The following is a 23,607-nucleotide window of genomic DNA, read 5'->3' as shown; positions in this document are numbered from 1 at the left end:
GGGGTCCCCGGCATCCCCGGACAGCGGCCGCAGAAGCCGCGCCCGGTTTCCCACCATCTGGAGAGACAAACCATGCAACTTCCACGCCTGTTGGGAGCCGCCCTGATCGGCGGCGCCAGCCTGCTGGCCCTGCCCGCGGCCCACGCCGCGGACTATCCGAACAAACCCATCACGCTGATCGTGCCATTCCCTGCCGGCTCTGGCACCGACGCGGTCGGCCGCATCTTCGGCGCCGAGTTGTCGACCATCCTTGGCCAGCAGATCGTGGTGGAGAACAAGCCCGGCGCCAACGCCACCATCGCCGCCAGCTACGTCGCGCGCGCCAAACCTGACGGCTACACGCTGTTCGTCACCACCAACACCTCGCATTCGGCAGCCCCCTGGCTGATGAAGAACGTTCCCTACGATCCGGTCAAGGACTTCACCCCCATCGCGCGTGGCGGCAACCTGCCCTTCATCCTGGTGGTCAATCCCAAGCGGCCCTGGAAGCGCGTGGCCGACCTGGTGGCCGACGCGCGCCAGCATCCGGGCCGCATCACCTACGCCAGCGGCAACAGCACCGGCATCGTGGCGGGCGCCACGCTGGCCAACCGCGCCAAGATCGACATCCTGCACGTGCCCTACAAAGGCACGCCCCAGGGGCTGACCGACGTGGTCGGCGGCCAGGTCGACTTCATGTTCACCGACCTGGCGTCTGGCCTGCCGTTCGTGCAGTCCGGCCAGTTGCGGGCGCTGGCCGTGTCCACGGCCGAGCGCAGCGCCATCGTGCCGGACCTGCCGTCCATGGCCGAGTCGGGCGTGCCGGACTTCGACCTGAACTCCTGGAACGGCTATTTCGGCCCGGCCGGCCTGCCGCCCGAGGTGGTGGCCAAGCTCAACGACGCCATCAAGCAGGTGGTGGCCAAACCCGACGTGCGCAAGCGCCTGGCGGGCCTGGGCTTTGACGCTTTCTCCAGCTCGCCGGAAGCCTTCGGCCAGTTCGTCGGCGAACAGCGCGACCTGTGGGGCAAGCTGATCCGCGACGCGGGGATCGAGCAGCAATGACAATGCCCCACGCAGCCGCCCCGCAGGCCGCCGGCCCCCTTGCCGGCGTGCGCATCCTCGACCTCAGCTCGGTCGTGATGGGCCCCTATGCCACCCAGGTGCTGGCCGACCTCGGCGCCGATGTCATCAAGGTCGAATCGCCGGCGGGCGACAACATGCGCGCGGTCGGCCCCATGCGCAATCCGGGCATGGGGCACCTGTACCTGCACCTGAACCGCAACAAGCGCTCCGTGGTGCTGGACCTGAAAACCCCCGAGGGCCGCGAGGCCTGCCTGCGCCTGGCCGAGAGCTGCGACGCCCTGCTCTACAACATCCGCCCCCAAGCCATGGCCCGGCTGGGCCTGTCGTACGAGGTGGTGGCGGCGCGCAATCCGCGCATCGTCTACCTGGGCGCGTACGGCTTCGGCGAAGCCGGCCCCTACGCCGGCCGTCCCGCCTATGACGACCTGATCCAGGGCCAGACCGGCATCGCGGCGCTGGCGGCGCGCCAGAGCGGTGACGTGCCGCGCTACGCGCCACTGACGCTGGCCGACCGGGCGGTCGGCCTGCACGTCGGCATCGCGCTGGTGTCCGCGGTGCTGCATGCGCGGGCCAGCGGCCAGGGACAGCAGGTGGAGATTCCCATGTTCGAAGGCATGGCCCACCTGGTACTGGGCGACCACCTGGGCGGGGCGACCTTCGAGCCACCGCTCGGCCCCACCGGCTACGCGCGGCTGCTGGCGTCGCACCGCCGCCCGTACGCCACTGCCGACGGCTACATCTGCCTGCTGATCTACAACGACAAGCACTGGCGCAATTTCTTCGCCCTGATCGGCCAACCCGAACTGGGCCAGGATCCGCGCTTTCACACCCACGGCGCGCGCGCCGCGCACATCGACGAGGTCTACGCCTTCGTCGCCGACGTGATCCGCACCCGCTCTAGCCAGGACTGGCTGCGGGCGCTGGCGGACGCCGACATCCCGGCCTCGCAGCTCTATACGGTGGACGATCTGCTGGAGGACGAACACCTGGCGGCCACCGGTTTCGTGCAGCGCCACGACCATCCCACCGAAGGCCGCCTGCGCACCCCCGCCCCGCTCGGCCGCTACCAGGGCACGCCGACCGCTATTCGCCGCCCGGCGCCGACACTGGGCCAGCACAGCCGCGAAGTGCTGGCCGAAGCCGGTTACGACGACACGGCCATCGACGCCCTCTTCACCCATCGCATCACCCAGGACGGAACCCACTGATGGACTTCGAATTCACCCCCGACCAACTGGCCTTGCGCGATGCCGTGTCGCGCATCTGCGAACGCTATCCGGACGAGTACTGGCTGGAACGCGACCGCGAAGGCGGTTTCCCCGAGCCCCTGCACGCGGACCTGGCGCGCGACGGCTGGCTCGGCATCGCCATGCCGCAAGAGCATGGCGGCGCCGGCCTGGGCATGACCGAGGCCGCCCTGATGATGCAGACCATCGCCGCCTCGGGGGCCGGCTTCACCGGGGCCTCGGCCGTGCACATGAACATCTTCGGCCTGAACCCGGTGGTGGTGTTCGGCAACGACGCGCAGCGCGCCCGCTGGCTGCCGCCCCTGATTTCGGGCCGCGAGAAGGCCTGCTTCGCGGTGACCGAGCCCGACGCCGGCCTGGACACCACCAAGCTTGGCACCCGCGCCGTGCGCGAGGGCGACGAATACGTGGTGCATGGCCGCAAGATCTGGATCTCGACCGCCCAGGTGGCCGACAAGATGCTGCTGCTGGCCCGCACCACGCCGCTGGCGGACGTGGCCAAGCCGACCCAGGGCCTGTCGCTGTTCTACACCGACCTGGACCGCGCCAAGGTCGAGGTGCGCGAGATCGAGAAGATGGGCCGCAAGGCGGTGGATTCGAACATGCTGTTCATCGACGGCCTGCGGATTCCGGTCGCCGACCGCATCGGCGAGGAAGGCCGCGGCTTCGAATACATCCTGCATGGCCTGAACCCGGAACGCATCCTGATCGCCGCCGAGGCGGTGGGCATCGGCCGCGCCGCCCTGGAGCGGGCGGTGCGCTATGCCGGCGAGCGCAAGGTGTTCGGCCGGCCCATCGGCCAGAACCAGGGCATCCAGCACCCGCTGGCGCAGGCCTGGATGCAACTGGAGGCGGCCGACCTGATGGTGTTCAAGGCCGCCAGCCTGTATGACGCCGGCCAGCCCTGCGGCCCGGCCGCCAACGCCGCCAAGTACCTGGCGGCCGAGGCCGGCTACAACGCCTGCCAGACGGCGGTGATGACGCTGGGCGGGATGGGCTACGCCAAGGAATACCACGTGGAACGGCTGCTGCGCGAGAGCTTCATCCCGCGCATCGCGCCGGTCAGCCCGCAGCTGATCATGTGCTTCATCGCGGAAAAGGTGCTGGGCCTGCCGAAGTCCTATTGAGGCGCCTGCCCAGCGCGCGGCCGGCGCGCCTTCCGCCCGGGCGACGCCTTGCCGGGGCACCCCGGACCGCCTCAGGACTGCTGTTCCAGCCCCGTGCAGGCCGCCCGCAGAATGCGGGCGTACTCTTCCTGGCACGGCTCGATCCGGTAGATCGGTCCGCCCACCGAGATGGCGTAATGCTCGCCTGACAGCGTCACCGGCCAGGCGATGGCACCCACGTCGGGAATCGACTCGCCGCTGTTCATGAACCAGCCGCGCTGGCGCGACCGGTCGATGTCCTGCAATACCGCCTCGCGCGTGACCAGCGTGCGGTCGTTGTAGCGCGTCAACGGCGTGGCGGCCAGGAGCGCGTCGCGGGCCGGCTCGTCCATCAGCGACATGAGCGCTTTGCCCAGCGAATTGGCGTGTACGTCCTTGAACTCGCCGGCAACCGGCGCGTATCGGATCGTATGGGGCGAGTCCAGCACGTCCAGATAGACCACCCGGCCATCCTGCGTCAGCTTGGCGAATACAACGGTTTCGCGGGTGGCATCGCGCAGTTCGACCAGGCTCGGGTAGACCCGGTCCAGCACCGGGTCGGCGCGGGCGATGCGCTGCGCCATCGCCAGCAGGCGGCCCGTCGGGTAATAGCCCTGGCGGCGGCCGGTTTCATAGAGATAGCCCAGGCCGGTCAGGGTTCGGATCAGCGCCAGGCAGCTCGACACCGGCACGTCCAGCAGCCGGGCCAGTTCAGACAGGGGCAGTGCGCGCTTCTCCCGGGCATAGGTTTCGATGATTTCGATGACTCGCAGCGCCGTCTTGACACTCATTGCCCGTTCCCAACTTGTTAGCACATGAAACAACCGTCCGCGCCGGGCCCTAAAGTTCCCTGCGGGACTGCCGTAATCGTAGCTGAGAATTCCCTGAAAACAGCGCGTTCCTCCGAGACGCCCTCATCGCCGTTGGAGTGATCATGGCCGTAACCCCCTTAGCCCCCGCTACGTTCGCGCCCGCGCCGGCGGCGCCCGTGCCGGTCACCGCCGATCCGTCGGTGACCGTCGCGCCGCCGGCCGCCGGCAGCCAGAGCGGTGGCGCCGACACCGCCACATCGGAGCAGTCGACCTCCCAGAAGCTGCCGCTGGAAAAGGCGCTCGACGAGATCAACGAACAGATGAAGGCCTGGTCCACCCAATTGCAGTTCGAGGTCGATCCCGACGTGCACCAGGTAGTGGTGTCGGTGGTGGACGCGAAATCCGGGGACGTCATCCGCACCATCCCGAGTGAAGCCGTACTGAAGATCGCCAAAATGATCGTCAACATGCAAGGAAACGGCATCAAAACCACGGCTTGATATGGCACCGGATATTTTCCGCCGTGCCTGTTTTGGCGCCAATCGATGCCGGAAGCATTGAATTAGGCCCGCCTTATGCCCTTACCCGGTCAATCGCCGGCACCCTATTTTTGACAGAATCGCATCGCTAGGAAGGAATTTCACATGGCCTCTATCACTAACCTCGGTTCGGTTTCCGGCTTGCCCCTGGAAGAAACACTGAAAAAATTGCAGGACGCCGAGGACAAGAAGCTCTCGATCTACACCACCCGCGCCCAAAGCTACCAGACCCGCATCGATGCCTACGCGCAGCTCCAAAGCGCGCTGGAAGCGCTGCAGAAGTCGGCCGGCGTGCTGGGCAAGACCGAGACGATGGCCGCCATCAAAGGCAGCGTCACCGGCGGCACCGCCTTGACGGCCAGCGTGGCCGCCGAGGGCGCCGTCGCGGGCCAGTACACCATCTATGTGAACAACCTGGCCCGCGCCCAGAGCCTGCAATCGGGTGCCGTGGCCGATCGCACCGCCAAGAACGGCGACACGGGCTCATTCGAGGTCGAACTGGCCGACGGCACCAAACGCACCATCGATCTGAAGGGCGACACCTCCCTCAACGGCATCGTCAAGGCGATCAACGCCGACGACAAGTCCGGCCTGCGCGCCACCGTCATCAATGACGGCAACGGCAACAACTACCTGATGCTGACCGCCAAGGACACCGGCGTCCAGGCCTCGGTGAAGAACATCACCGTCACCGGTGACCAATCGCTCAAGGACATCCTGACCTTCAGCACCGCCGCCGACGGCACCACCAGCGGCATGGCCAATAACAAGGCCGAAGACGCCGAAGTGGTTATCAACGGCATCACGGTCAAGAGCGGTTCGAATAACGTCTCCAAGGCCATCGACGGCGTCACGCTGAACCTGACCGAGAAGACCGAGGCCGGTAAGCCGATCACGCTCAAACTGGAAGCCGACACCTCGGTCGCCAGCAAGGCCGTCCAGGACTTCGTCAAGACCTACAACGCGTTGCAAACGACCATCAAGAACCTGACGGCCTTCGACGCCAAGGCGGCCACCAACCAGCCGCTGACCGGCGACGGCACCACGCGTTCGATCCAGTCGTCGGTGACCAATGCGCTGCAGGCCGTGCTTGGCGAAGGCACCGTCCGTTCGCTGGCCGACCTGGGCATCACCACCGATCCGCAGACGCGCCAGCTCAAGCTCGACCAGACCAAGCTCGACAAGGCCCTGACCGAGAACCCCGGTGACGTCACCAAGCTGCTAACCGGGAGCAACGGCCTGGCCAAGAACTTCGAAGCCGCCTTCAAGGACGTCCTGGGTAGCACCGGCTCACTCAAGACGCGGACCGATGGCCTCGCCAAATCCATGAGCGACCTCGACGCCCAGCAAAAGCGGGCCAAGGCCGCCAGCGATGCCGAAATGGACCAAATGCGCACGCGCTTCGTGGCGCTGGACAAATACGTTTCCCAACTGGCTGTCACGGGCAACTACCTGACCCAACAATTTGCGGCGATGAACAAATCGAGCAAATAACCTGTAGAAGATGCATCAATGACTTACGCCGCCCGCCGCCCCACAGGGTCCCAATCCGTCCGCTCCTACGCCGATATCGGCCTGGAAACCCAGGTTTTGAGCGCGACGCCCGAGCGGCTGATCACCCTGCTGTACCTGGGTGCGCGGGCGGCGATCGGGCAAGCGCGCATCCACCTGCAGGACGGCCGCATCGCCGAACGCGGCGCGGCCATCTCGAAAGCGATCAAGATCGTCGATGAAGGCTTGAAGACCGGGTTGAACATGGAGGCCGGCGGCGACATCGCCGCCAACCTCGCCCGGCTCTACGATTACATCGTCCGCACCCTGCTGACGGCAAATCTGAAAGCAGATCCCGAGCAACTCGACATCGCCGACCGCCTGTTGGCGGATCTGGCCGAGGCTTGGCAGACTTCCATCGACCGACCGGCTGGTGTAACGCAGCCCTGATGGCCCAGAAACACAAATCCAGCCCGCCATCGAACGCCCGAGATTTCCATGACGTCCCTTACCCAGTACACCTCCCCTATTCTGGAACACTACCAGGAGATAGCCCTCATCACGGGCGAAATGCTGACGGCCGCGCAGGCCGGTGACTGGGATACGGCGATGGCGCATGGCCAGCAGTACTGCGAACTGGTGGAACGCCTGCGCATCGCCGAGCCGACGGCGCCGCTGGACGAGGCCGGCCGCGCCATGAAATACGACCTGCTGGTGCGCATCCTGGAGAACGACGCGATGACGCGCGATCTGGCGTTGCCGCAACTGGCCCGGCTGGGCGAGCTGCTGGGGCGCATGAAGCGCCAGCAGACCCTGCTCTCGGCCTACGGCTACCAGGCGCCTGAAGCATGAGCGTGGGTCCCGCGGCACTCGGCAACGTCCTGGTGCAGCGGTTGGATGCCGTGCTTGGCACGACGATGTCCGCCGCCAGCGCCAACCAGGTGTCGGGCGCGCGGCCGGATGCGGTCAGCCAGCCCGGCAACCTGGACAAGCCCGGCTCGGCCGACGGCTCCAACCGCGATCCCCGCCAAGGCATACAGACGGGCGGCGCCCGCGGCGATCGCCCGGCCACCGTTATCGATGCCAAGACCGCCGCCGCGCTGGCGCTGGCCGCGCGCGGCCTGGTCACCAGCAGCGACACCACCGCCTCGGCCCCCACCACGCTGGGCACCACCGCCCGCGCCATCCTGGCCCTGCTGGCCCAGTATCCTGAAACCGCCCCGGCGGTGCAGGGCCGCGCGCCCCTCTGGACGGCGGATGCGCCCGCGCCGTCGAGCGGCACGCCAGCGCAGCCGGCGGCTGGCCAATCCAATCCCCAGCAACCCGCCACGCAACCCGCTCCCGGCGCCACCGCGCCCACGCCTGGCGGCGCAGCGCCTGCCGGCGCCTCCGCCGCCAGCACGGCCGCGGCCGCAGCGGCGTCCGTCGCGGCCGACCCCGCCACGGACGCCCCCGCAACCGCCAAACCCGGACGCCCCGCCGTTGCGGACGGCGCCCCCGCCGGCGCCAAAGGCGCCGACGGCGCGGCCCACGCCGCCCTGGCCGGCGCCGCCCCTTCCGCCCGCGCGCTGGGCCAGGCCCTGCGCGCCGCGCTGCAGACCAGCGGGTTGTTCTACGAATCGCACCTGACCGACATGGTCTTCGGCCGTAGCAATCCGGCACAGTTACAACAGGAACCGCAGGCCCGCCTTACCCGTGGCGCCGCCGCCGACGCCGACGGCGCGCGGCCTCGCGCCGACACCACCGCGCCGACCGGCCGCGCCGGCGGCGAATCGACCGCCACCGGCGGCGCCAGCACGCCCGCGCCGGGCGCCCCGATCAGCGGCATCCACCAGGACCTGACTTTGCTGGTGCGCCAGCAGCTGGACGTACTGGCCAACCAGGCCCTGACCTGGCAGGGCGAGGCCTGGCCTGGCGCTCCAATGGAGTGGGAGGTGGAGCGCGACCCCTATGGCGGCGATCCGGACTCCGCCGGGTCCACCTGGGCCACCCGCCTGAAGCTCGACCTGCCGCGCCTGGGCCTGGTGGACGCGCGCCTGAACCTGGCGGGCGACCAGCTCGTGCTGCAGGTGGTCGCGCCCCACAGCGCCGCCGAGATCAACGAATCCTCCGACCTGCTGCGCTCGCGCCTGCTGGCCGCCGGCCTCACGCTCAGCCACCTGGTGGTGAACGTGGTCGACCCCCGCCCCGTCGTCCCCACGGATTTCTGATGCGTACCGTGCCACCGCCCGACCAGGGCCCGAACGCCAACCGCAATGCCGCGGTCGCCATTTCATACGATGACCGCGACGCCGCCCCGCGCGTGGTGGCCAAGGGCTACGGCCAGTTGGCCGACACCATCGTGCGTGCCGCCGAGGAAAACGGCCTGTACGTGCACGAATCGCGCGAACTCGTCGGACTGCTGATGCAGGTGGACCTGGATTCGCATATTCCTCCCCAACTCTACGTGGCGGTGGCAGAATTGCTGGCCTGGCTCTATCGCCTCGAATCGCGCGAACTCCCCGAAGGCGCGCCGCCTGCCTGACCCCTCTCTCTAAGGACCACCACCGTGTTGGATGCCAGCGATCCGGAATTCCTGCTCACGCGGCCGGAAGACATGCGCGCCGCGCTCTTCGAACTGACGCACCCCGACAGCCACATCCTGGTGCGTGACGCCGCGGACCGGGAAATGGCGGTGTTGGTGCTGGGCGCCGACAAGCAGACCCGACAGTTTTTCTGGCGCCCGCGCGATTACGCGGGCGCCGACTTCGAGCAGTCCGACAGCATGGGCCTGCTCAGCGGCACCACTTTCCATTTCCACGCGACGGCTTACGGCGGCGTGCAGATCCGCTTCCGCGTCTCGCGTCCCGAAGTCATCCATTTCGATGACGGCAGCGCGGCGCTGATGTCGCCCTTCCCCGAACGTCTGGCGCGCATCCAGCGCCGCAAGATGTTCCGGGCCTCGCTGGTGACCCATGCCAACCGCTGCCAGGCGTCCTGGCGCCCCGCTCCCACCGACAAGCCGATCAGCTTCTCGGTGCGCGATATTTCGGTGGACGGGGTGGGCTTGCGGGCGGAGCTGGCGGTGCAGGCCCTGCCGCAACGCGGCACGGTGCTCGAAGACGTGCAACTGGATTTCGGCGAGCTGGGCAAGCTCAATGCGCACCTGGAAGTCCGCAATGTATACCCGATCTCGGGCCAGCCCATGACCCAGGCCGCCAGCCCCGACGAGCCGGCGCCGACCCACGTGTCGCTGACGGGCGAGCCGCCAATGAGCCATTTGGGCGCGGTCTTCCTGAACCTGGACGCGCGCCAGGAGAACTGGTTGCAGCAGGTGGTGTGGCGGCTGGAGAAGACTGCCCGCTGACCGCACGGGCATGCATGCCGCACGGGGAGCAGAGGCGCCCCGGTTCGGCGCCGAAAACGCGGCGGGCGAACGGGCCTGAGAAAGGCCGTTGACCGCAACGACCGGCAAGAACAACCGACAATAACAACCAACAAAAACGACCGACAGGAACGGCGGGCCACAACGGCCGGTGGAAACACCAATCGCCAACGGCTGACCACAACCGCTGGCAACGTGCCTTCGCGCGGGGCAGGCGCGGCTGCCGCCCCCCCCCCCCCGTGATCCGCTCCGACTGGCCGTTACACGGCCATCGACGAGATTTCCTTGTAGGCGGCGACCAGCTTGTTGCGCACCTGGACGGCCGTCTGGAAGCCGATGCTGGCTTTCTGCAGGTCGATCATGACGTCGTTGAGCGACACGTCGGGCGCGCCCAGTTCAAAGGCCTTGGCCTGGGCGGTGGCGGCGTTCTGCGCGGCGGTGACGCGGCGGATGGAGCGATGCAGCTCGGCGGCGAAGCCGTCGGGTTGGGCCACGCTTTCGCCGGCGGCCAGGTTGCCGGTTTCGGCCTTGGTTACCGCCACGCGCATCTGCTGAAGCATGCTTTCGATGCCGGACAAGCCTGATACAGCCATTACGTTATTCCTTGCTGGTAGGACGAGGGACTACGCCCAGGATGCTGGCAGCGTAACCCGCCATCGCGCGCGCCATAGCGGCTAAAAGCCGCCAAAACACCCGATATTTCCGCGAATGCCCCACAGCGGCCGGCACCCGTCGCGACCGCCCGCGTCCACCTGCCGCGCTCGCTTGTCGACATAGAGGACAAGTAACGCCAAAAAACCGCTGTTTTCAACGATTGGGTTTGCTAACGCAGCAGCAATAATCCAGGCTCTCCCCAGACCAGAAGCACGTTGCATGTGTAATCTGCCCTACCCGAACATGAAGTCATTTTCCCTGCTCCGCGAAGCCAGCGGGAGCCGCCAATGAATCAGCAGGCTACCCTGAGCGCGTCGCTTCTGGCGAAGTTTCCCGTGTTGGAAAAGATACGTGCCCTGCCCAAGCCGATCCTGCTCGGCGCGGCCGCGGCGCTGGTCGCGCTGATCGTCGCCGTGGCGATGTGGAGCAGCGAGCCCAAGTACAAGGTGCTGTTCTCGAACCTGGACGACCGCGATGGCGGCGCCATCGTGACCGCCCTGGGCTCCATGAACGTGCCGTACAAGTACAACGACACCGGCACCGCCCTGCTGGTGCCGGCAGACCGCGTTTACGACGCCCGCCTGCAACTGGCCTCGCAGGGCCTGCCGCGCGGCGGCTCGGTCGGCTTCGAACTAATGGACAACGCCCGTTTCGGCGCCAGCCAGTTCGCCGAACAGATCAACTACCAGCGCGGCCTCGAAGGCGAACTGGCGCGCTCGATCGAATCCATGCACACCGTGCAGCACGCCCGCGTGCACCTGGCCATGCCGCGCCAGTCGCTGTTCGTGCGTGAACGCCAGCCGCCGACCGCCTCGGTGCTGCTGAACGTCTACCCCGGCCGCAGCCTGAGCGACGCCCAGGTCTCGGCCATTTCCTGGCTGGTCGCCTCCAGCGTGCCGGAACTGACCGCCGAAAACGTCTCGATCGTCGACCAGAACGGCCGCCTGCTGTCCGCCCCCACCGGCGAGGGCCGCGGCATGGACGCCGACCAGATGCGCATGGTCCGCGAGACCGAGCAGCGCACCGTCGAACGCATCCTCACCATCCTCAACCCGCTGGTCGGCCCGGGCAACGTCCACGCCCAGGCCAGCGCCGAAATGGATTTCTCGCGCCGCGAGGAAACCTCCGAGGTCTACCGCCCCAACCAGGAGCCCGGCCAGGCCGCCATCCGCAGCCAGCAGACCAGCGAGTCGAACCAGCGCGGCATCAATCCCGCGCAGGGCGTGCCTGGCGCGCTGTCCAACCAGCCCCCGGCCAACGCCCAGGCGCCGATCGCCAACCCGCCGCAGACCCAGCCGCCGCGCCCGGGCCAGCCGCAACAACAAGGCCAGCAGCAACAGCAGACCACCACCGGCGCTGGCGCCCAGGGCGCCGGCGGCACCGTCAGCGATCGCCGCGACGCCACCACCAACTACGAGGTCGACCGCACCATCAGCCACATCAAGCAGCCGGTCGGCACGCTCAAGCGCCTGTCGGTCGCCGTGGTGGTCAACTACGTGCGCGACAAGGACGGCGAACTGGCCGCCCTGCCGCCCGAGGAACTGAGCAAGCTCACCAACCTGGTGCGCGAGGCGATGGGCTACTCCGAAAGCCGTGGCGACTCGCTGAACCTGGTCAACAGCCAGTTCAACGACGGTCCGCCGGCCGTGCCGATGTGGCGCGATCCGGAAATGATCGCCCTGTTCAAGACCATCCTGGCCTGGCTGGTGGGTGGCGTGCTGGCCCTGTGGCTGTACCGCAAGATCCGCCGCTCGGTGGGCGACTACCTGTACCCGCCGGTCGATCCTGAAGTGGCCGAGGCCGAGCGCATCGAAGCCCAGCGCGAGGCCCAGGACCTGGCCCGCGCCAAGGAAACCGACCGTTACCAGGACAACCTGGAACGCGCCCGCACGATGGCGAACAAGGATCCGCGCGCCGTCGCGATGGTCCTGCGCACCTGGATGACCAAAGATGAAAAATGATGCCAAGCCCATGGACGGCATGACGCGCAGCGCCGTCCTGATGATGTCGCTGGGTGAAGACGCCGCCGCCGAGGTCTTCAAGTACCTCACCGCCCGCGAAGTGCAGCAGGTCGGCGCCGCCATGGCCAGCCTCAAGCAGGTCACCCGCAACGACGTGGCCGTGGTGCTGGAGGAGTTCCGCCAGGAAGCCGACCAGTTCATGGCCGTCACGCTGGGATCGGACGACTACATCCGCACCGTGCTGACCAAGGCGCTGGGCAGCGACCGCGCCGCCGGCCTGATCGAGGACATCCTGGAAGCCGGCGAAGGCGGCAGCGGCATCGACGCCCTGAACTGGCTCGACCCGCACACCGTGGCCGAGCTGATCGGCGACGAGCACCCGCAGATCATCGCCACCATCCTGGTGCACCTGGAACGCGACCGCGCCGCCGGCGTGCTGGCGCTGCTGACCGACCGCCTGCGCAACGACGTCATGCTGCGCATCGCCACCTTCGGCGGCGTGCAGCCCGCGGCCCTGTCGGAACTGACCGAAGTGCTCAATTCCGTGCTGGCCGGCCAGGGCGCCAAGCGCAGCAAGATGGGCGGCGTGCGCACCGCGGCCGAGATTCTCAACATGATGAATTCGGCCGAAGAGGAAACCGTGGTCGCCAGCCTGCGCGAACGCGACAACGACCTGGCGCAGAAGATCATCGACGAGATGTTCGTGTTCGACAACCTGCTCGACGTCGAAGACCGCGCGATCCAGCTCATCCTCAAGGAAATCGACAACGACACGCTCATGGTCGCGCTCAAGGGCGCCCAGGAAGAGCTGCGCGCCAAGTTCCTGCGCAACATGTCCAGCCGCGCCGCCGAGATGCTGCGCGAAGACCTGGAAGCGCAAGGCCCGATCCGCATGTCGAAGGTCGAGGGCGAGCAGAAGAAGATCCTGCAGATCGCCCGCCGCCTGGCCGAGAGCGGCCAGATCGTCCTGGGCAATTCCGGAGACGACGCGTATGTCTGAAGCGGATACCGGCCAGTCGACGCTCATCTCGCGCAGCGCCGCCTGGCGGCGCTGGCAGATGCTGTCGTTCGACGAGCCGCCGCCCGTCGAAGTGGAACCCGAGCCGGAACCCGACCCGGGCCCCGACCCGGAAGTGGTGATGGCCCAGTTGCGCGCCCAGGCCATCGCCGAGGGCCGCGAGGAAGGTTACGCGCAAGGTCATGCCGCCGGCCTGGAAGCCGGCCGCGCCGAAGGCCATGAAGCGGGCCTGGCCGCCGGCCGCGAAGCCGGCTATGCCGAAGGCCTGGCCCAGGCGCGCGAACAAGGCGCCCAGGAAGCGCAACAGCTGCACGCGTTGCTGCAAGCCTGCGCTGAATCGGTGGGATCGCTGGAAGAAAAGATGGGCCAGAGCCTGCTGACGCTGGCGCTGGACATCGCCCAGCAGGTCGTGCGCACCACGCTGGCCGAGCAGCCCGAGACCGTGGCCAGCGCCGTGCGCGAAGTGCTGCACATCAACCCCACCGCCGGCGGCCAGATGCGCCTGTGGGCCAATCCGGCCGACATCGAGCTGATCCGCCTGCATCTGGCCGACGAGCTCAAGGAAGGCCACTGGCGCGTGCTGGCCGACGAATCCATCGCCCGCGGCGGCTGCCGCGCCGAGACGCCATTCGGCGACATCGACGCCACCTTGCAGACCCGCTGGCGCCGCGTCGCGGCCTCGCTGGGCCGCAACGTCCACTGGGAGGACCCGGCGTGAGCGCCAATCCGGCCCCCGCGCAGCCCGGCCAACCGGCCGTGCCCGTGATCGACCGCTGGCAGACCCAGCTGCAGATCGGCTCGATCCGCGCCGCCTCGACCGACCCCTGGCTGGTCAGCGGCAAGATCACGCGCGCCACGGGCCTGGTGCTGCACGCCACGGGGCTGCGCCTGCCGGTGGGCGCCGCCGCGCGCATCGAGATCGCCCGCGGCCACGACCACTGGGCCGACGCCGAAGTGGTCGGTTTCGACGGTCACACCCTGTACCTGATGCCGCAGGCCGACATTTCCGGCCTGCCGCCCGGCGCCCGCGTGGTGCCCGGCGAACCGCCCGTGCAGCGCCAGATCCCGCTGCCGCGCAAGGCCGAGCTGAATGGCAACGCCAAGCCGCAGCTGGGTCGCCACCTGCCGGTGGGCAACGCCCTGCTGGGCCGCGTGCTGGACGGCGCCGGCCGGCCGCTGGATGGCCTCGGTCCGCTGACCGGCGCCGAACTGGCGCCGCTGTCGGCCCAGCCGATCAACCCGCTGTCGCGCGCCCCGATCGACACCGTGCTCGATACCGGCGTGCGCGCGATCAACGGCCTGCTCACCGTCGGCCGCGGCCAGCGCATGGGCCTGTTCGCCGGCTCCGGCGTCGGCAAGAGCGTGCTGCTCGGCATGATGGCCCGCTACACCAAGGCCGACGTCATCGTGGTCGGCCTGATCGGCGAACGCGGCCGCGAAGTCAAGGAATTCATCGAGCACAACCTGGGCCCCGAGGGCCTGGCGCGCTCGGTGGTGGTGGCCGCCCCGGCCGACGTCTCGGCGCTCCTGCGCCTGCAGGGCGCGGCCTATGCCACGCGCCTGGCGGAACACTTCCGCGACCAGGGCCTGGACGTGCTGCTGATCATGGACTCGCTTACCCGCTACGCCATGGCGCAACGCGAAATCGCGCTGGCCATCGGCGAGCCGCCCGCCACCAAAGGCTATCCGCCGTCGGTGTTCGCCAAGCTGCCGACCCTGGTCGAACGCGCCGGCATGGGCGCGCCCGGGCCCAGCGGCAAGGCCGGCTCGATCACCGCGTTCTACACCGTGCTGGCCGAAGGCGACGACCAGCAGGACCCGATCGCCGACTCGGCCCGCGCCATCCTGGACGGCCACGTGGTGCTGTCGCGCCATCTGGCCGAATCCGGCCACTACCCCGCCATCGACATCGAGGCCTCGATCTCGCGCGCCATGACCTCGCTGATCACGCCGCAGCAGTTCTCGGTGGTGCGCCGCTTCAAACAGACGCTGTCGCGCTACCAGCGCAACCGCGACCTGATCGCCGTGGGCGCGTACGCCGCCGGCAACGACCCGCAACTGGACGACGCCATCGCCCGCTACCCGCGCCTGGAAGCCTTCCTGCAGCAGGATATTGGCGAGAACGTCGGCTACGAGGACGCGGTGGAACAGTTGCGCGCCAGCTTTGAATTGAGGGACACCTATGCCTAGCCAATTGCCTCTGGACATGCTGATCAACCTGGCCAAGGAGAGCACGGACGAAGCCGCCCGCCTGCTTGGCCGCCTCAGCACCGAGCGCACCAATGCCGAACGCCAGCTCGGCATGCTGCAGGACTATCGCCAGGACTATCTGGAGCGCCTGCAACAGGCCATGACCACCGGTATGTCGGCCAGCGACTGCCACAACTATCAGCGCTTCATCGGCACCCTGGACGACGCCATCGGCCAGCAGCAGAACGTGCTGCGCCAGGCCGACGAAAACCTGGCCAAGGGCCGTCTTTACTGGCAGCAGGAAAAGCGCAAGCTCAATTCGTACGACGCCCTGGCACAACGCGAATTGCGCGCGCAGGCCGTGGTGGAATCCCGCCGCGAGCAGCGCGCCAACGACGAATACTCCGCCCGCCTGGTCCAGCGCCAGGCCGGGATGCATTAATTGCCCACAGGAAGCCCAAGATGACCGCTCCCCTGCCCACGCCCGCCATCGCGCCCGCCGCGCCGGTCTCGATCGCCGACACGCTCGGCGCCAAGTCCGCGGCCGCCTCGACCAAGAAGGGCCCGTCGTTCTCCGACGTGCTGGCCCAGCAGCGCCCGAACCCGTCCGCCGACGCGCGGCCGGCCAATAACAACGGCGCCAAGACGCCGGCATCCGGCGGCAAGCCCTCCGGCGACGCAGCGGCCAACGCCGAAGACGCCGCCGCCTCGGCCATCGACAACGCCGTGCAGACCGCGACCCAGGCCGAAGCCGGCGCGCTCGCCGTCGCCGCCGCGCAGCAACCCGCCACGCCGGTGGTGTTGCCGGAACAGGCGCTGGAAATCGCCGCCCAGGCCGCCGAGCAGGTCCAGCTGGCGCGCGGCAACGCCCAGGCGGCCGCCACGGCCATCAGCAGCGGCGCGGCCGTGGTGCAGGCTGCCCTGACCGCCAACGACGCCATCGCCACCCCGCGCACGCCGGTGGCCGCCACGGCGCAGCAGGCCGAAGCCGCCGCCGCCCTGGCCAGCCGCGATGCGCAGATCGCCCAGCCGGTGGTCACCGCCGCCGTCAAGCCCGGCTCGACGCCAGCGGCCGAAGCGGCGCCCGCCAAGCCCGCGCCCGCCGCGGAGCTACCGCGCCCGGCGTCCGAAGCCGCCGCGCCGCGCGCCGCCAATGCGCGCGTGGCCGCGGCCGAACCCGCGCCTGTCCTGCCGCAACACGGCCGCACCGAGGAAGACCCCGCCGCGCCGGTGCTCAGCACCGCGCAGCAATTCCAGGTGCCGCAGCACGCCGCCAATGCCCAGGACCACCTGGCGCAAGCGATCGCCGCCGCCTCGCAGCGCCAGCAGCCCGCGCCCATCGCCAACCCCGCCAGCGTCGCCGTGCCCAATGTGCCGGTGGTACTGCAGGTTGCCACCCCGGTCGGCGGCACCCACTGGGGCACCGAACTGGGTCAGCAGATGGTGGTCATGAGCAACAACGTGCGCCAGGGCACCCAGACCGCCGAGCTGCGCCTGGATCCGCCCGACCTCGGTCCGCTGCGCGTCAGCATCAATTTGGCCGATGGCGTTGCCAGCGCCTCGTTCGTGTCGGCGCATGCCTCGGTGCGCCAGGCGATCGAAACCGCGATTCCGCAATTGCAGCAGGCCCTGGCCCAGGCCGGCATCTCGCTGGGCCAGACCAGCGTCGGCGAACAGGCCGCGCAGCAGGAATTCGCCCAGCAGAACGGCGGCGGTTCGCAACGCCAGGGCGGCGGCAATGGCGCCGCGGTGGCGGATGGTTCGAGCGATGGCCAGGCCGCCACCGTGACGGCCTCGCGCAACGCCAATGCGCTGGTCGACACCTTCGCGTAACAATCGCGCGGCCCGCGGCCGGCAACGGTTGCGGGCGGTGCAGCAATAGCTTGAGATACGCGGCTTTCGCCCTGTTTTTCGCCTCCAAGCGGGGGTGTGATTTCGGGCAGAATGCTTTCATCCACTAAGAATCCGTTTTCATCAGCGGCAAAACACGCATCGACACCGAGATGGCGACTTCCAAACCCACAACCATGCCGCCGCGCGGCGCGCTTCCGACACGCTCCGGCGGCATAGGCCGCATTGTCCGCCCGCTGCTCATGATATTGGTGCTGCTGCTGGTGGCCGCCGCCAGCGCGGGCGCGACCTGGTTCATTGCCCAGCGCATGCAGCCGCAGGGTGGCGCGCCGGTGCAACTGGGCGTTGGGCAGACCGGCAACCAGCCGGGCCAGCCCGGCGCCGCCGGCCCGCAGGCCACGCCGACCACTTTTGTCGCCCCGCCCACCACCCCGGCGGCGGTGCCCGCGCCGATCTTCGTGCCGATCGAGGCCTTCACGGTCACGCTGCAGAACGCGGACACCGAACGCATCATGCACGTTGGCCTGACCCTGCGCGTGAGCGACGAACAGACCCGCATCCGCCTGGAAAAATACATGCCTGAAGTGCGCAGCCGCATCCTGATGGTGCTGTCCGCGCAATCGCCCACCGGCGTGCAGACCCAGCAAGGCAAGACCGACATGGCCAACGCCATCAAGCAAGCCGTCAATCGCCCGTTCGCGCCCCTGCCGGACGGCCAGTATGTCACCGACGTACTGTATACGGCGTTCGTGGTGCAATAAGCATGGCCTACGAGGCGTTTCTTTCGCAGGACGAAGTCGACGCGCTGCTGGCCGGCGTCACGGGCGAGAGCGACAGCAAAAAGGAATCCGCGGGCCCCAACGACGGCGCCCGCGCCTATGACCTGAGCTCGCCGGACCGCGTGGTGCGCCGGCGCATGCAGACGCTGGAGCTCATCAACGAACGCTTTGCGCGCCAGATGCGCAGCGTGTTGCTGAACTTCATGCGCCGCAGCGCCGACATCACAGTCGGTTCCATCAAGATCCAGAAGTACGCGGACTTCGAACGCAACCTGCCGGTTCCCAGCAACCTGAACATGGTGCAGATGAAGCCGCTGCGCGGCACTGCCCTGTTCACCTATGACCCGAACCTGGTGTTCCTGGTCATCGACAGCCTGTTCGGCGGCGATGGCCGCTACCACACGCGGGTCGAGGGCCGTGACTTCACCACCACCGAACAGCGCATCATCCGGCGCCTGCTCAACCTGACCCTGGAAAGCTACGGCAAGTCCTGGGATCCCGTCTACCCGATCGAATTCGATTACGTCCGCTCGGAGATGCACACCAAGTTCGCCAGCATCACCGGCAACAATGAAGTGGTGGTCGTCACCTCGTTCCACATCGAATTCGGCGCGACCGGCGGCGACCTCAACATCTGCCTGCCCTATTCCATGATCGAGCCGGTGCGCGACCTGCTCACGCGGCCGCTGCAGGAAACCACGCTCGAGGAAGTCGATCAGCGCTGGGCGCAGCAGCTCTCGCGCCAGGTGCGCAGCGCCGACATCGACGTGGTCGCCGAGTTCGCGCGCATTCCGTCCAGCATCCGCGAACTGATGCGCATGAAGGTCGGCGACATCCTTCCCGTGGATGTGCCGCAGACCGTCATCGCCCACGTCGACGGCGTGCCGCTGATGGAATGCGGCTACGGCGTCTTCAACGGCCAGTACGCCCTGCGCGTGCAAAACATGTTTACCCACGATACCGATTCAAACGAGGCCCCCGACCATGACTGACAAGAACGAGCCCGGCTCCGGCTCGTCCCCGGCCGACGACTGGGCCGACGCGCTCGCCGAACAATCCCGCGCCAATCCGCCCACCCAGGCGGACGGCCTGAAGCCCGCCCAGGATGACTGGGCCGCCGCCATGGCCGAGCAGACGGCGGCCACGCCGCCCGCGGCCGCCGCGCCCCCTGCCGCTCCGGCGGCTCCCCCGGCTCCGGCTCCGGCCGCGCCTGCCGCGCAATCGGCGGCGCAATCGGTGTTCAAGCCGCTGGCCGGCTCGGCCGCCGGCAATGGCACCGACATCGACCTGATCATGGACGTGCCCGTCCAGCTGACGGTGGAACTGGGCCGCACCCGCCTGACCATCAAGAACCTGCTGCAACTGGGCCAGGGGTCGGTGGTGGAGCTGGACGGCCTGGCCGGCGAGCCGATGGACATCTTCGTCAACGGCTACCTGATCGCCCAGGGCGAAGTGGTGGTGGTGGAAGACAAGTACGGCATCCGCCTGACCGACATCATCACCCCGTCCGAACGCATCAACCGCCTCAACAACCGCCGTTGAAGCCGCGCCCGTGATGAACGAATCCGCCCTGCTGCGCGTCGTCATCGGCCTGGTGCTGGTGCTGGCGGCCATCCTGGCCGCAGCCTGGCTGGCGCGGCGCGCCGGCCTGACGCAGCGTGGCGGCGGCAACCTGCTCAAGCAGGTCGCCAGCCTGCCGATCGGCGCGCGGCAGAGCATCGTCGTCGTCGAGATCGAGAACACCTGGGTGGTCGTGGGCGTCAGCCCCGGCCAGCTCAACACCCTGCATACCCTGCCCGCCGGCGAATTGCCGCAGGCCCCGACCTTGCCCACCGCCGCCTTCGCGGCCAAACTGGGCCAGGCGCTCAAGCGCCGCTAGGCGGCGCGCGCGCTTCCACACCATGAGCTTGCCCTCTTCCCCTCGCGCCCGCCGCGGCGCGCTGCCCCTGCTGGGCGCCGCCGCCCTGCTGGGCCTGGCCCTGTTCCCCGCGGGCGTGGTCGCCCAGGCCACCCTGCCTGCCCTGACCGCGACGCCGGGCCCGGGCGGTTCCGAAACCTATTCACTCAGCATGCAGACGCTGCTGCTGATGACGTCGCTGTCGTTCCTGCCGGCGGCGCTGTTGATGATGACCGGCTTCACCCGCATCATCATCGTGCTCGGCCTGCTGCGCAGCGCCATGGGCACCGCGATGTCGCCGCCCAACCATGTTCTGATCGGGCTGGCGCTGTTCCTGACCTTCTACACAATGTCGCCGGTGTTCGACAAGATCTACACCGACGCCTACAAACCGCTGTCCGAGGGCTCGATCCAGTTCGAAGCCGCGGTCGAGCGCGCCGCGGGCCCGCTGCGCACCTTCATGCTGCACCAGACCCGCGAGAACGACCTGGCGCTGTTCGCCAACCTGGCCAAGCAGCCGGCGCTGGAGGATCCGTCGCAGGTGCCGCTGCGCATCCTGGTGCCGGCCTTCATCACCAGCGAGCTCAAGACCGCCTTCCAGATCGGCTTCACCATTTTCATTCCGTTCCTCATCATCGATCTGGTGGTCGCCAGCGTGCTGATGGCGCTGGGCATGATGATGGTGCCGCCCGTGACCGTGGCGTTGCCGTTCAAGCTGATGCTGTTCGTGCTGGCCGATGGCTGGAACCTGCTGATGGGCTCGCTGGCCCAGAGCTTCTACCAATAGGGAATCGCCATGACCGCCGAAACCGTCATGACCATGACCTACCAGGCGATGAAGATCGCGCTGGCGATGGCCGGTCCGCTGCTGATCATCACCCTGATCGTCGGCCTGGTGATCAGCATCTTCCAGGCAGCCACCCAGATCAACGAAATGACGCTGTCGTTCATCCCGAAGCTGCTGGCAATGTGCGGCGTGCTGGTGCTGCTGGGCCCGTGGCTGATCGGCATCATGGTCGACTACATCCGTCAATTGATCGGCCAGATTCCCGGCCTGGTGTCGTAGCGGCATCCGCCGCCGCCGGGACGCGTCCCCATGTTTTCCTTCACCATCGAGCAGCTCAATGGCTGGATCGGCCAGTTCCTCTGGCCGTTCGTGCGCATCCTGGCGCTGGTGGGCACCGCGCCCCTCTTTTCCGAATCCACCATTCCCGTCAAGGTCAAGATCGGTCTGGCCTTCGTGTTGGCGCTTGCCGTCAGCCCGGCGCTCGATCCCATGCCGCCGATCGCCCCGGGTTCGTTCGCCGGCCTGTGGATGGTGATGCAGCAGGTGCTGATCGGCATCGCCATGGGCTTTACCATGCGCCTGGTGTTCGCCGCAGTGCAGACGGCCGGCGAATTCGTCGGCCTGCAGATGGGCCTGTCGTTCGCCTCCTTTTTCGATCCCAGCACCGGCGCCAACACCGCCGTGCTGTCGCGCCTGTTCAACATCGTGGCCATGCTGACGTTCCTCGCGCTGGACGGGCACCTGCTGGTGCTGGCGGCCCTGGTGCGGTCTTTCGACACGCTGCCGGTGGAGGCGATCCAGTTGCACCAGAATGGCTGGGGCGTCGTGGTGGAATGGGGCAAGACCGTGTTCGTATCCGGCCTTCTGCTGGCCTTGCCGCTGATCTGCGCGCTCCTGACCATCAACCTGGCCATGGGCATCCTGAACCGCTCCGCGCCGCAATTGTCGGTGTTCTCGGTGGGCTTTCCGGTCAGCCTGATCGTAGGCGTGGTGCTGCTGACCGTGGTGCTGCCGAACTCCGGCCCCTTCCTGGAATCGCTGTTCGAATCCGGCCTGTCGGCGATGAGCCGGGTCACCGACGCGCTGGCGGGACGCTAGCGGCAAGCGGGCGACCCGCGGACCGAGGCCCCGCCAGGCTGGCGCGGGCACAATGAAAAAACGGCCCGAGGGCCGTTTTTTCATTCGATGCGGGCAGGCGCGTCACTGCTGCCCTGTCAGGCGAAACACCCGGATGGTCTCGCGCAGCGCGCCCGACTGGTTGCCCAACTGCAGCACCGCTCCGCCCAGTTCCTGCACCAGGGCCGTGTTCTGCACCGTCATCACATCCATCTGCGATACCGCGCTGTCGACCTGCTCGATGCCGCTGGACTGCTCCTGCGAGGCCTGCGAGATCTCGCCGATGATGTCGGTGACGCGGTGCACCGCCGCCACGATCTCTTCCATCGTCGCGCCGGCCTGCTCGGCCTGGGCCGAACCTTCGGTCACGCGCTCGACCGAGTCCTCGATCAGCCCCTTGATTTCCTTGGCCGCCTGGGCGCTCTTTTGCGCCAGGCTGCGGACTTCGCCCGCCACCACCGCGAAGCCCTTGCCGGACTCGCCGGCGCGGGCCGCCTCCACCGCCGCGTTCAGGGCCAGGATATTGGTCTGGAAGGCGATGCCTTCGATGATGCTGACAATGTCGACGATCCTGCGCGAGCTGTCGGAAATGCCGTGCATGGTATGCACCACCTGCCCTACCGCCACGCCGCCACGGCGCGCCACATCCATGCTGCTGGCGGCCAGCTGGTTGGCCTGGCGCGCATTGTCGGCATTCTGGCGCACGGTGGAAGTCAACTGTTCCATGCTCGCCGCCGTCTGTTGCAGGGAGGCGGCCTGGCCCTCGGTGCGGCCGGCCAGTTCCTGGTTGCCGCGAGCAATGTGAACCGCCGCCTGCGTGGTGCCTTCGATGCCGCGATATACGTCCTGGGCGATACCGACCAGGCTTTTGCGCATGACTTCCAGCGAGAAGTTCAGGCTGCCGATCTCGTCGTCCGACTCGGCCACGATCTGCGTGGTCAGGTTGCCCGCGGCGACCTGGCGCGCCATGTTGGCGGCCTCGACCATGGGATCCAGCAGCGACCGGCTCAGGTGCCAGCCCAAGGCGAAGATCGCGGCCACCCCCGCGCCGAGCAGTCCGCACGCCAGGGTGGCGCCGGTCGCGTCCAGCGTTTCCCAGTTGGCACGCAGACCGTAGGCGCCGGCGGCCACCACGATGCCAGAGGACAGCAGCGCATGGCGGAACATGCGGCCACGCACGTTGCGTCGGAACGGAAAAGCCAACAGGTCCAGGCCCCGGCGCCAGCCCGCCCGCACCGGGCGGCCGCGCAGGATGCGCACGCCGCGGGCGCGGCCTTCGCGCATACGCGCGTAGAGTTCCTCGGCCATCTCGACCTGGGCGTCGCTGGGGCGCACCCGCACCGACGAATACGCCACCACCTCGCCGTTCTCGACGATCGGCGTGGCGTTGGCCAGCACCCAGTAATAGCCGCCATCCTTGCGGCGGTTCTTGACCAGGCCCAGCCACGATTCGCCCGCCTGCAGGGTACGCCACAGGTCCTCGTAGGCCTCGGGCGGCATATCGGGGTGGCGGACAATGTTGTGCGCCTTGCCGATCAGTTCCTCGCGCGAGAAGCCGCTGACTTCGATAAACGCCGGGTTCGCGTAAAGGATGCGGCCCTTGGTGTCGGTACGCGAGATCAGATATTGATCCTCGCGCAGCTTGGTTTCCACGTCATTGACTGGAAGGTTTACGCGCACAGCTTGTCTCC

Annotated in this window: 26 protein-coding genes; 23 read left to right on the top strand and 3 right to left on the bottom strand. The window is 68.1% G+C overall.

Features of this window, described 5'->3' with window-relative positions:
- Nucleotides 1-72 precede the first annotated feature (72 nt).
- Genes ABFG95_RS26625 through ABFG95_RS26615 form a run of 3 tightly spaced genes read left to right on the top strand, consistent with a single transcriptional unit; the run spans nucleotide 73 to nucleotide 3,439 of the window.
- Nucleotides 73-1,044 carry a tripartite tricarboxylate transporter substrate binding protein gene (locus ABFG95_RS26625; RefSeq protein ID WP_059270113.1) on the top strand — a complete coding sequence of 324 codons (972 nt, stop codon included), beginning with the start codon at nucleotides 73-75 and terminating at the stop codon, nucleotides 1,042-1,044.
- Entirely contained in the window at nucleotides 1,041-2,273 is a 1,233-nt protein-coding gene (locus ABFG95_RS26620) for a CoA transferase (protein ID WP_348995100.1), read from the top strand. Before ABFG95_RS26625 ends, ABFG95_RS26620 begins: the two co-directional genes overlap by 4 nt.
- Nucleotides 2,273-3,439, top strand: a complete 1,167-nt coding sequence (locus ABFG95_RS26615) for an acyl-CoA dehydrogenase family protein (RefSeq protein WP_049074296.1) — start codon at nucleotides 2,273-2,275, stop codon at nucleotides 3,437-3,439. The genes ABFG95_RS26620 and ABFG95_RS26615 overlap by 1 nt, the downstream gene beginning before the upstream one ends.
- Before the next feature lie 71 nt (nucleotides 3,440-3,510).
- Here ABFG95_RS26615 and ABFG95_RS26610 read toward each other — a convergent pair whose 3' ends face one another.
- On the bottom strand, nucleotides 3,511-4,248 hold the full coding sequence (locus tag ABFG95_RS26610; RefSeq protein WP_054416211.1) for an IclR family transcriptional regulator: 738 nt from the start codon (nucleotides 4,246-4,248) through the stop codon (nucleotides 3,511-3,513).
- A 143-nt stretch (nucleotides 4,249-4,391) separates the two neighbouring features.
- Here ABFG95_RS26610 and ABFG95_RS26605 point away from each other — a divergent pair, with 143 nt between their 5' ends.
- From ABFG95_RS26605 to ABFG95_RS26575, 7 genes are all read left to right on the top strand, one after another.
- Nucleotides 4,392-4,769, top strand: a complete 378-nt coding sequence (locus ABFG95_RS26605) for a flagellar protein FlaG (protein ID WP_049074301.1) — start codon at nucleotides 4,392-4,394, stop codon at nucleotides 4,767-4,769.
- A 144-nt stretch (nucleotides 4,770-4,913) separates the two neighbouring features.
- Nucleotides 4,914-6,302 (top strand): flagellar filament capping protein FliD, encoded by a 1,389-nt coding sequence (gene fliD, locus ABFG95_RS26600; RefSeq protein WP_348995099.1) that lies wholly within the window; start codon nucleotides 4,914-4,916, stop codon nucleotides 6,300-6,302.
- Nucleotides 6,303-6,320: 18 nt separating this feature from the next.
- Nucleotides 6,321-6,749, top strand: coding sequence for a flagellar export chaperone FliS (gene fliS, locus ABFG95_RS26595; RefSeq protein WP_054416212.1), 429 nt, complete (start codon nucleotides 6,321-6,323; stop codon nucleotides 6,747-6,749).
- Nucleotides 6,750-6,797: 48 nt separating this feature from the next.
- Nucleotides 6,798-7,151: a flagellar protein FliT gene (locus ABFG95_RS26590; protein WP_049074307.1), complete on the top strand. Its 354-nt coding sequence runs from the start codon at nucleotides 6,798-6,800 to the stop codon at nucleotides 7,149-7,151.
- The gene (locus tag ABFG95_RS26585) at nucleotides 7,148-8,509 is read left to right on the top strand and encodes a flagellar hook-length control protein FliK (RefSeq protein WP_348995098.1); all 1,362 of its coding nucleotides are present in this window, start codon (nucleotides 7,148-7,150) and stop codon (nucleotides 8,507-8,509) included. Before ABFG95_RS26590 ends, ABFG95_RS26585 begins: the two co-directional genes overlap by 4 nt.
- On the top strand, nucleotides 8,509-8,823 hold the full coding sequence (locus ABFG95_RS26580; RefSeq protein WP_348995097.1) for an EscU/YscU/HrcU family type III secretion system export apparatus switch protein: 315 nt from the start codon (nucleotides 8,509-8,511) through the stop codon (nucleotides 8,821-8,823). The genes ABFG95_RS26585 and ABFG95_RS26580 overlap by 1 nt, the downstream gene beginning before the upstream one ends.
- A 24-nt stretch (nucleotides 8,824-8,847) precedes the next feature.
- Complete coding sequence (locus ABFG95_RS26575; RefSeq protein ID WP_049074312.1) at nucleotides 8,848-9,645, top strand: hypothetical protein; 798 nt, start codon at nucleotides 8,848-8,850, stop codon at nucleotides 9,643-9,645.
- A 278-nt stretch (nucleotides 9,646-9,923) separates the two neighbouring features.
- Here ABFG95_RS26575 and fliE read toward each other — a convergent pair whose 3' ends face one another.
- Complete coding sequence (gene fliE, locus ABFG95_RS26570) at nucleotides 9,924-10,256, bottom strand: flagellar hook-basal body complex protein FliE (RefSeq protein ID WP_049074315.1); 333 nt, start codon at nucleotides 10,254-10,256, stop codon at nucleotides 9,924-9,926.
- Between the two features lie 348 nt (nucleotides 10,257-10,604).
- Here fliE and fliF point away from each other — a divergent pair, with 348 nt between their 5' ends.
- From fliF to fliR, 13 genes are all read left to right on the top strand, one after another.
- The gene (gene fliF / locus ABFG95_RS26565) at nucleotides 10,605-12,278 is read left to right on the top strand and encodes a flagellar basal-body MS-ring/collar protein FliF (RefSeq protein WP_054416214.1); all 1,674 of its coding nucleotides are present in this window, start codon (nucleotides 10,605-10,607) and stop codon (nucleotides 12,276-12,278) included.
- Nucleotides 12,268-13,278 carry a flagellar motor switch protein FliG gene (gene fliG, locus ABFG95_RS26560; RefSeq protein WP_049074321.1) on the top strand — a complete coding sequence of 337 codons (1,011 nt, stop codon included), beginning with the start codon at nucleotides 12,268-12,270 and terminating at the stop codon, nucleotides 13,276-13,278. Before fliF ends, fliG begins: the two co-directional genes overlap by 11 nt.
- The gene (fliH, locus tag ABFG95_RS26555) at nucleotides 13,271-14,014 is read left to right on the top strand and encodes a flagellar assembly protein FliH (RefSeq protein WP_049074325.1); all 744 of its coding nucleotides are present in this window, start codon (nucleotides 13,271-13,273) and stop codon (nucleotides 14,012-14,014) included. The genes fliG and fliH overlap by 8 nt, the downstream gene beginning before the upstream one ends.
- Nucleotides 14,011-15,486, top strand: a complete 1,476-nt coding sequence (gene fliI / locus ABFG95_RS26550) for a flagellar protein export ATPase FliI (protein WP_049074327.1) — start codon at nucleotides 14,011-14,013, stop codon at nucleotides 15,484-15,486. Before fliH ends, fliI begins: the two co-directional genes overlap by 4 nt.
- Nucleotides 15,479-15,928 carry a flagellar export protein FliJ gene (gene fliJ / locus ABFG95_RS26545; RefSeq protein WP_006385228.1) on the top strand — a complete coding sequence of 150 codons (450 nt, stop codon included), beginning with the start codon at nucleotides 15,479-15,481 and terminating at the stop codon, nucleotides 15,926-15,928. Before fliI ends, fliJ begins: the two co-directional genes overlap by 8 nt.
- 20 nt (nucleotides 15,929-15,948) lie before the next feature.
- Complete coding sequence (locus tag ABFG95_RS26540) at nucleotides 15,949-17,319, top strand: flagellar hook-length control protein FliK (protein WP_059270090.1); 1,371 nt, start codon at nucleotides 15,949-15,951, stop codon at nucleotides 17,317-17,319.
- A 170-nt stretch (nucleotides 17,320-17,489) separates the two neighbouring features.
- The gene (locus ABFG95_RS26535; RefSeq protein ID WP_049074332.1) at nucleotides 17,490-18,098 is read left to right on the top strand and encodes a flagellar basal body-associated FliL family protein; all 609 of its coding nucleotides are present in this window, start codon (nucleotides 17,490-17,492) and stop codon (nucleotides 18,096-18,098) included.
- A 2-nt stretch (nucleotides 18,099-18,100) separates the two neighbouring features.
- Nucleotides 18,101-19,108, top strand: coding sequence for a flagellar motor switch protein FliM (fliM, locus tag ABFG95_RS26530; protein WP_068950523.1), 1,008 nt, complete (start codon nucleotides 18,101-18,103; stop codon nucleotides 19,106-19,108).
- Nucleotides 19,101-19,658 carry a flagellar motor switch protein FliN gene (gene fliN / locus ABFG95_RS26525; RefSeq protein WP_049074340.1) on the top strand — a complete coding sequence of 186 codons (558 nt, stop codon included), beginning with the start codon at nucleotides 19,101-19,103 and terminating at the stop codon, nucleotides 19,656-19,658. Before fliM ends, fliN begins: the two co-directional genes overlap by 8 nt.
- A 13-nt stretch (nucleotides 19,659-19,671) precedes the next feature.
- A complete protein-coding gene (gene fliO / locus ABFG95_RS26520; protein ID WP_348995096.1) occupies nucleotides 19,672-19,995 on the top strand; it encodes a flagellar biosynthetic protein FliO in 324 nt (107 codons plus the stop codon).
- Between the two features lie 22 nt (nucleotides 19,996-20,017).
- Nucleotides 20,018-20,800, top strand: coding sequence for a flagellar type III secretion system pore protein FliP (fliP, locus tag ABFG95_RS26515; protein ID WP_049074344.1), 783 nt, complete (start codon nucleotides 20,018-20,020; stop codon nucleotides 20,798-20,800).
- Nucleotides 20,801-20,809: 9 nt separating this feature from the next.
- A complete protein-coding gene (gene fliQ, locus ABFG95_RS26510; protein WP_049074347.1) occupies nucleotides 20,810-21,079 on the top strand; it encodes a flagellar biosynthesis protein FliQ in 270 nt (89 codons plus the stop codon).
- A gap of 30 nt (nucleotides 21,080-21,109) precedes the next feature.
- On the top strand, nucleotides 21,110-21,898 hold the full coding sequence (fliR, locus tag ABFG95_RS26505; protein ID WP_059270087.1) for a flagellar biosynthetic protein FliR: 789 nt from the start codon (nucleotides 21,110-21,112) through the stop codon (nucleotides 21,896-21,898).
- A 102-nt stretch (nucleotides 21,899-22,000) separates the two neighbouring features.
- On the opposite strand, the gene ABFG95_RS26500 is transcribed toward fliR, so the two are convergent.
- Nucleotides 22,001-23,596 (bottom strand): PAS domain-containing methyl-accepting chemotaxis protein, encoded by a 1,596-nt coding sequence (locus tag ABFG95_RS26500; protein ID WP_063581340.1) that lies wholly within the window; start codon nucleotides 23,594-23,596, stop codon nucleotides 22,001-22,003.
- Between the last annotated feature and the right edge of the window lie 11 nt (nucleotides 23,597-23,607).

It is taken from the genome of Achromobacter sp. HNDS-1 (genome assembly GCF_040084795.1).
Taxonomy (GTDB): Bacteria; Pseudomonadota; Gammaproteobacteria; order Burkholderiales; family Burkholderiaceae_B; genus Achromobacter; species Achromobacter ruhlandii.
This window is presented reverse-complemented; position numbering and strand designations above follow the sequence as displayed.

What these genes read in the sequence shown, in the direction of transcription:
- ABFG95_RS26625 (WP_059270113.1), top strand. Translation starts at nt 73, where the DNA reads ATGCAACTTCCACGCCTGTTGGGAGCCGCCCTGATCGGCGGCGCCAGC.
- ABFG95_RS26620 (WP_348995100.1), top strand. Translation starts at nt 1,041, where the DNA reads ATGACAATGCCCCACGCAGCCGCCCCGCAGGCCGCCGGCCCCCTTGCC.
- ABFG95_RS26615 (WP_049074296.1), top strand. Translation starts at nt 2,273, where the DNA reads ATGGACTTCGAATTCACCCCCGACCAACTGGCCTTGCGCGATGCCGTG.
- ABFG95_RS26610 (WP_054416211.1), bottom strand. Translation starts at nt 4,248, where the DNA reads ATGAGTGTCAAGACGGCGCTGCGAGTCATCGAAATCATCGAAACCTAT.
- ABFG95_RS26605 (WP_049074301.1), top strand. Translation starts at nt 4,392, where the DNA reads ATGGCCGTAACCCCCTTAGCCCCCGCTACGTTCGCGCCCGCGCCGGCG.
- fliD (WP_348995099.1), top strand. Translation starts at nt 4,914, where the DNA reads ATGGCCTCTATCACTAACCTCGGTTCGGTTTCCGGCTTGCCCCTGGAA.
- fliS (WP_054416212.1), top strand. Translation starts at nt 6,321, where the DNA reads ATGACTTACGCCGCCCGCCGCCCCACAGGGTCCCAATCCGTCCGCTCC.
- ABFG95_RS26590 (WP_049074307.1), top strand. Translation starts at nt 6,798, where the DNA reads ATGACGTCCCTTACCCAGTACACCTCCCCTATTCTGGAACACTACCAG.
- ABFG95_RS26585 (WP_348995098.1), top strand. Translation starts at nt 7,148, where the DNA reads ATGAGCGTGGGTCCCGCGGCACTCGGCAACGTCCTGGTGCAGCGGTTG.
- ABFG95_RS26580 (WP_348995097.1), top strand. Translation starts at nt 8,509, where the DNA reads ATGCGTACCGTGCCACCGCCCGACCAGGGCCCGAACGCCAACCGCAAT.
- fliE (WP_049074315.1), bottom strand. Translation starts at nt 10,256, where the DNA reads ATGGCTGTATCAGGCTTGTCCGGCATCGAAAGCATGCTTCAGCAGATG.
- fliF (WP_054416214.1), top strand. Translation starts at nt 10,605, where the DNA reads ATGAATCAGCAGGCTACCCTGAGCGCGTCGCTTCTGGCGAAGTTTCCC.
- fliG (WP_049074321.1), top strand. Translation starts at nt 12,268, where the DNA reads ATGAAAAATGATGCCAAGCCCATGGACGGCATGACGCGCAGCGCCGTC.
- fliH (WP_049074325.1), top strand. Translation starts at nt 13,271, where the DNA reads ATGTCTGAAGCGGATACCGGCCAGTCGACGCTCATCTCGCGCAGCGCC.
- fliJ (WP_006385228.1), top strand. Translation starts at nt 15,479, where the DNA reads ATGCCTAGCCAATTGCCTCTGGACATGCTGATCAACCTGGCCAAGGAG.
- ABFG95_RS26540 (WP_059270090.1), top strand. Translation starts at nt 15,949, where the DNA reads ATGACCGCTCCCCTGCCCACGCCCGCCATCGCGCCCGCCGCGCCGGTC.
- ABFG95_RS26535 (WP_049074332.1), top strand. Translation starts at nt 17,490, where the DNA reads ATGGCGACTTCCAAACCCACAACCATGCCGCCGCGCGGCGCGCTTCCG.
- fliM (WP_068950523.1), top strand. Translation starts at nt 18,101, where the DNA reads ATGGCCTACGAGGCGTTTCTTTCGCAGGACGAAGTCGACGCGCTGCTG.
- fliN (WP_049074340.1), top strand. Translation starts at nt 19,101, where the DNA reads ATGACTGACAAGAACGAGCCCGGCTCCGGCTCGTCCCCGGCCGACGAC.
- fliO (WP_348995096.1), top strand. Translation starts at nt 19,672, where the DNA reads ATGAACGAATCCGCCCTGCTGCGCGTCGTCATCGGCCTGGTGCTGGTG.
- fliP (WP_049074344.1), top strand. Translation starts at nt 20,018, where the DNA reads ATGAGCTTGCCCTCTTCCCCTCGCGCCCGCCGCGGCGCGCTGCCCCTG.
- fliQ (WP_049074347.1), top strand. Translation starts at nt 20,810, where the DNA reads ATGACCGCCGAAACCGTCATGACCATGACCTACCAGGCGATGAAGATC.
- fliR (WP_059270087.1), top strand. Translation starts at nt 21,110, where the DNA reads ATGTTTTCCTTCACCATCGAGCAGCTCAATGGCTGGATCGGCCAGTTC.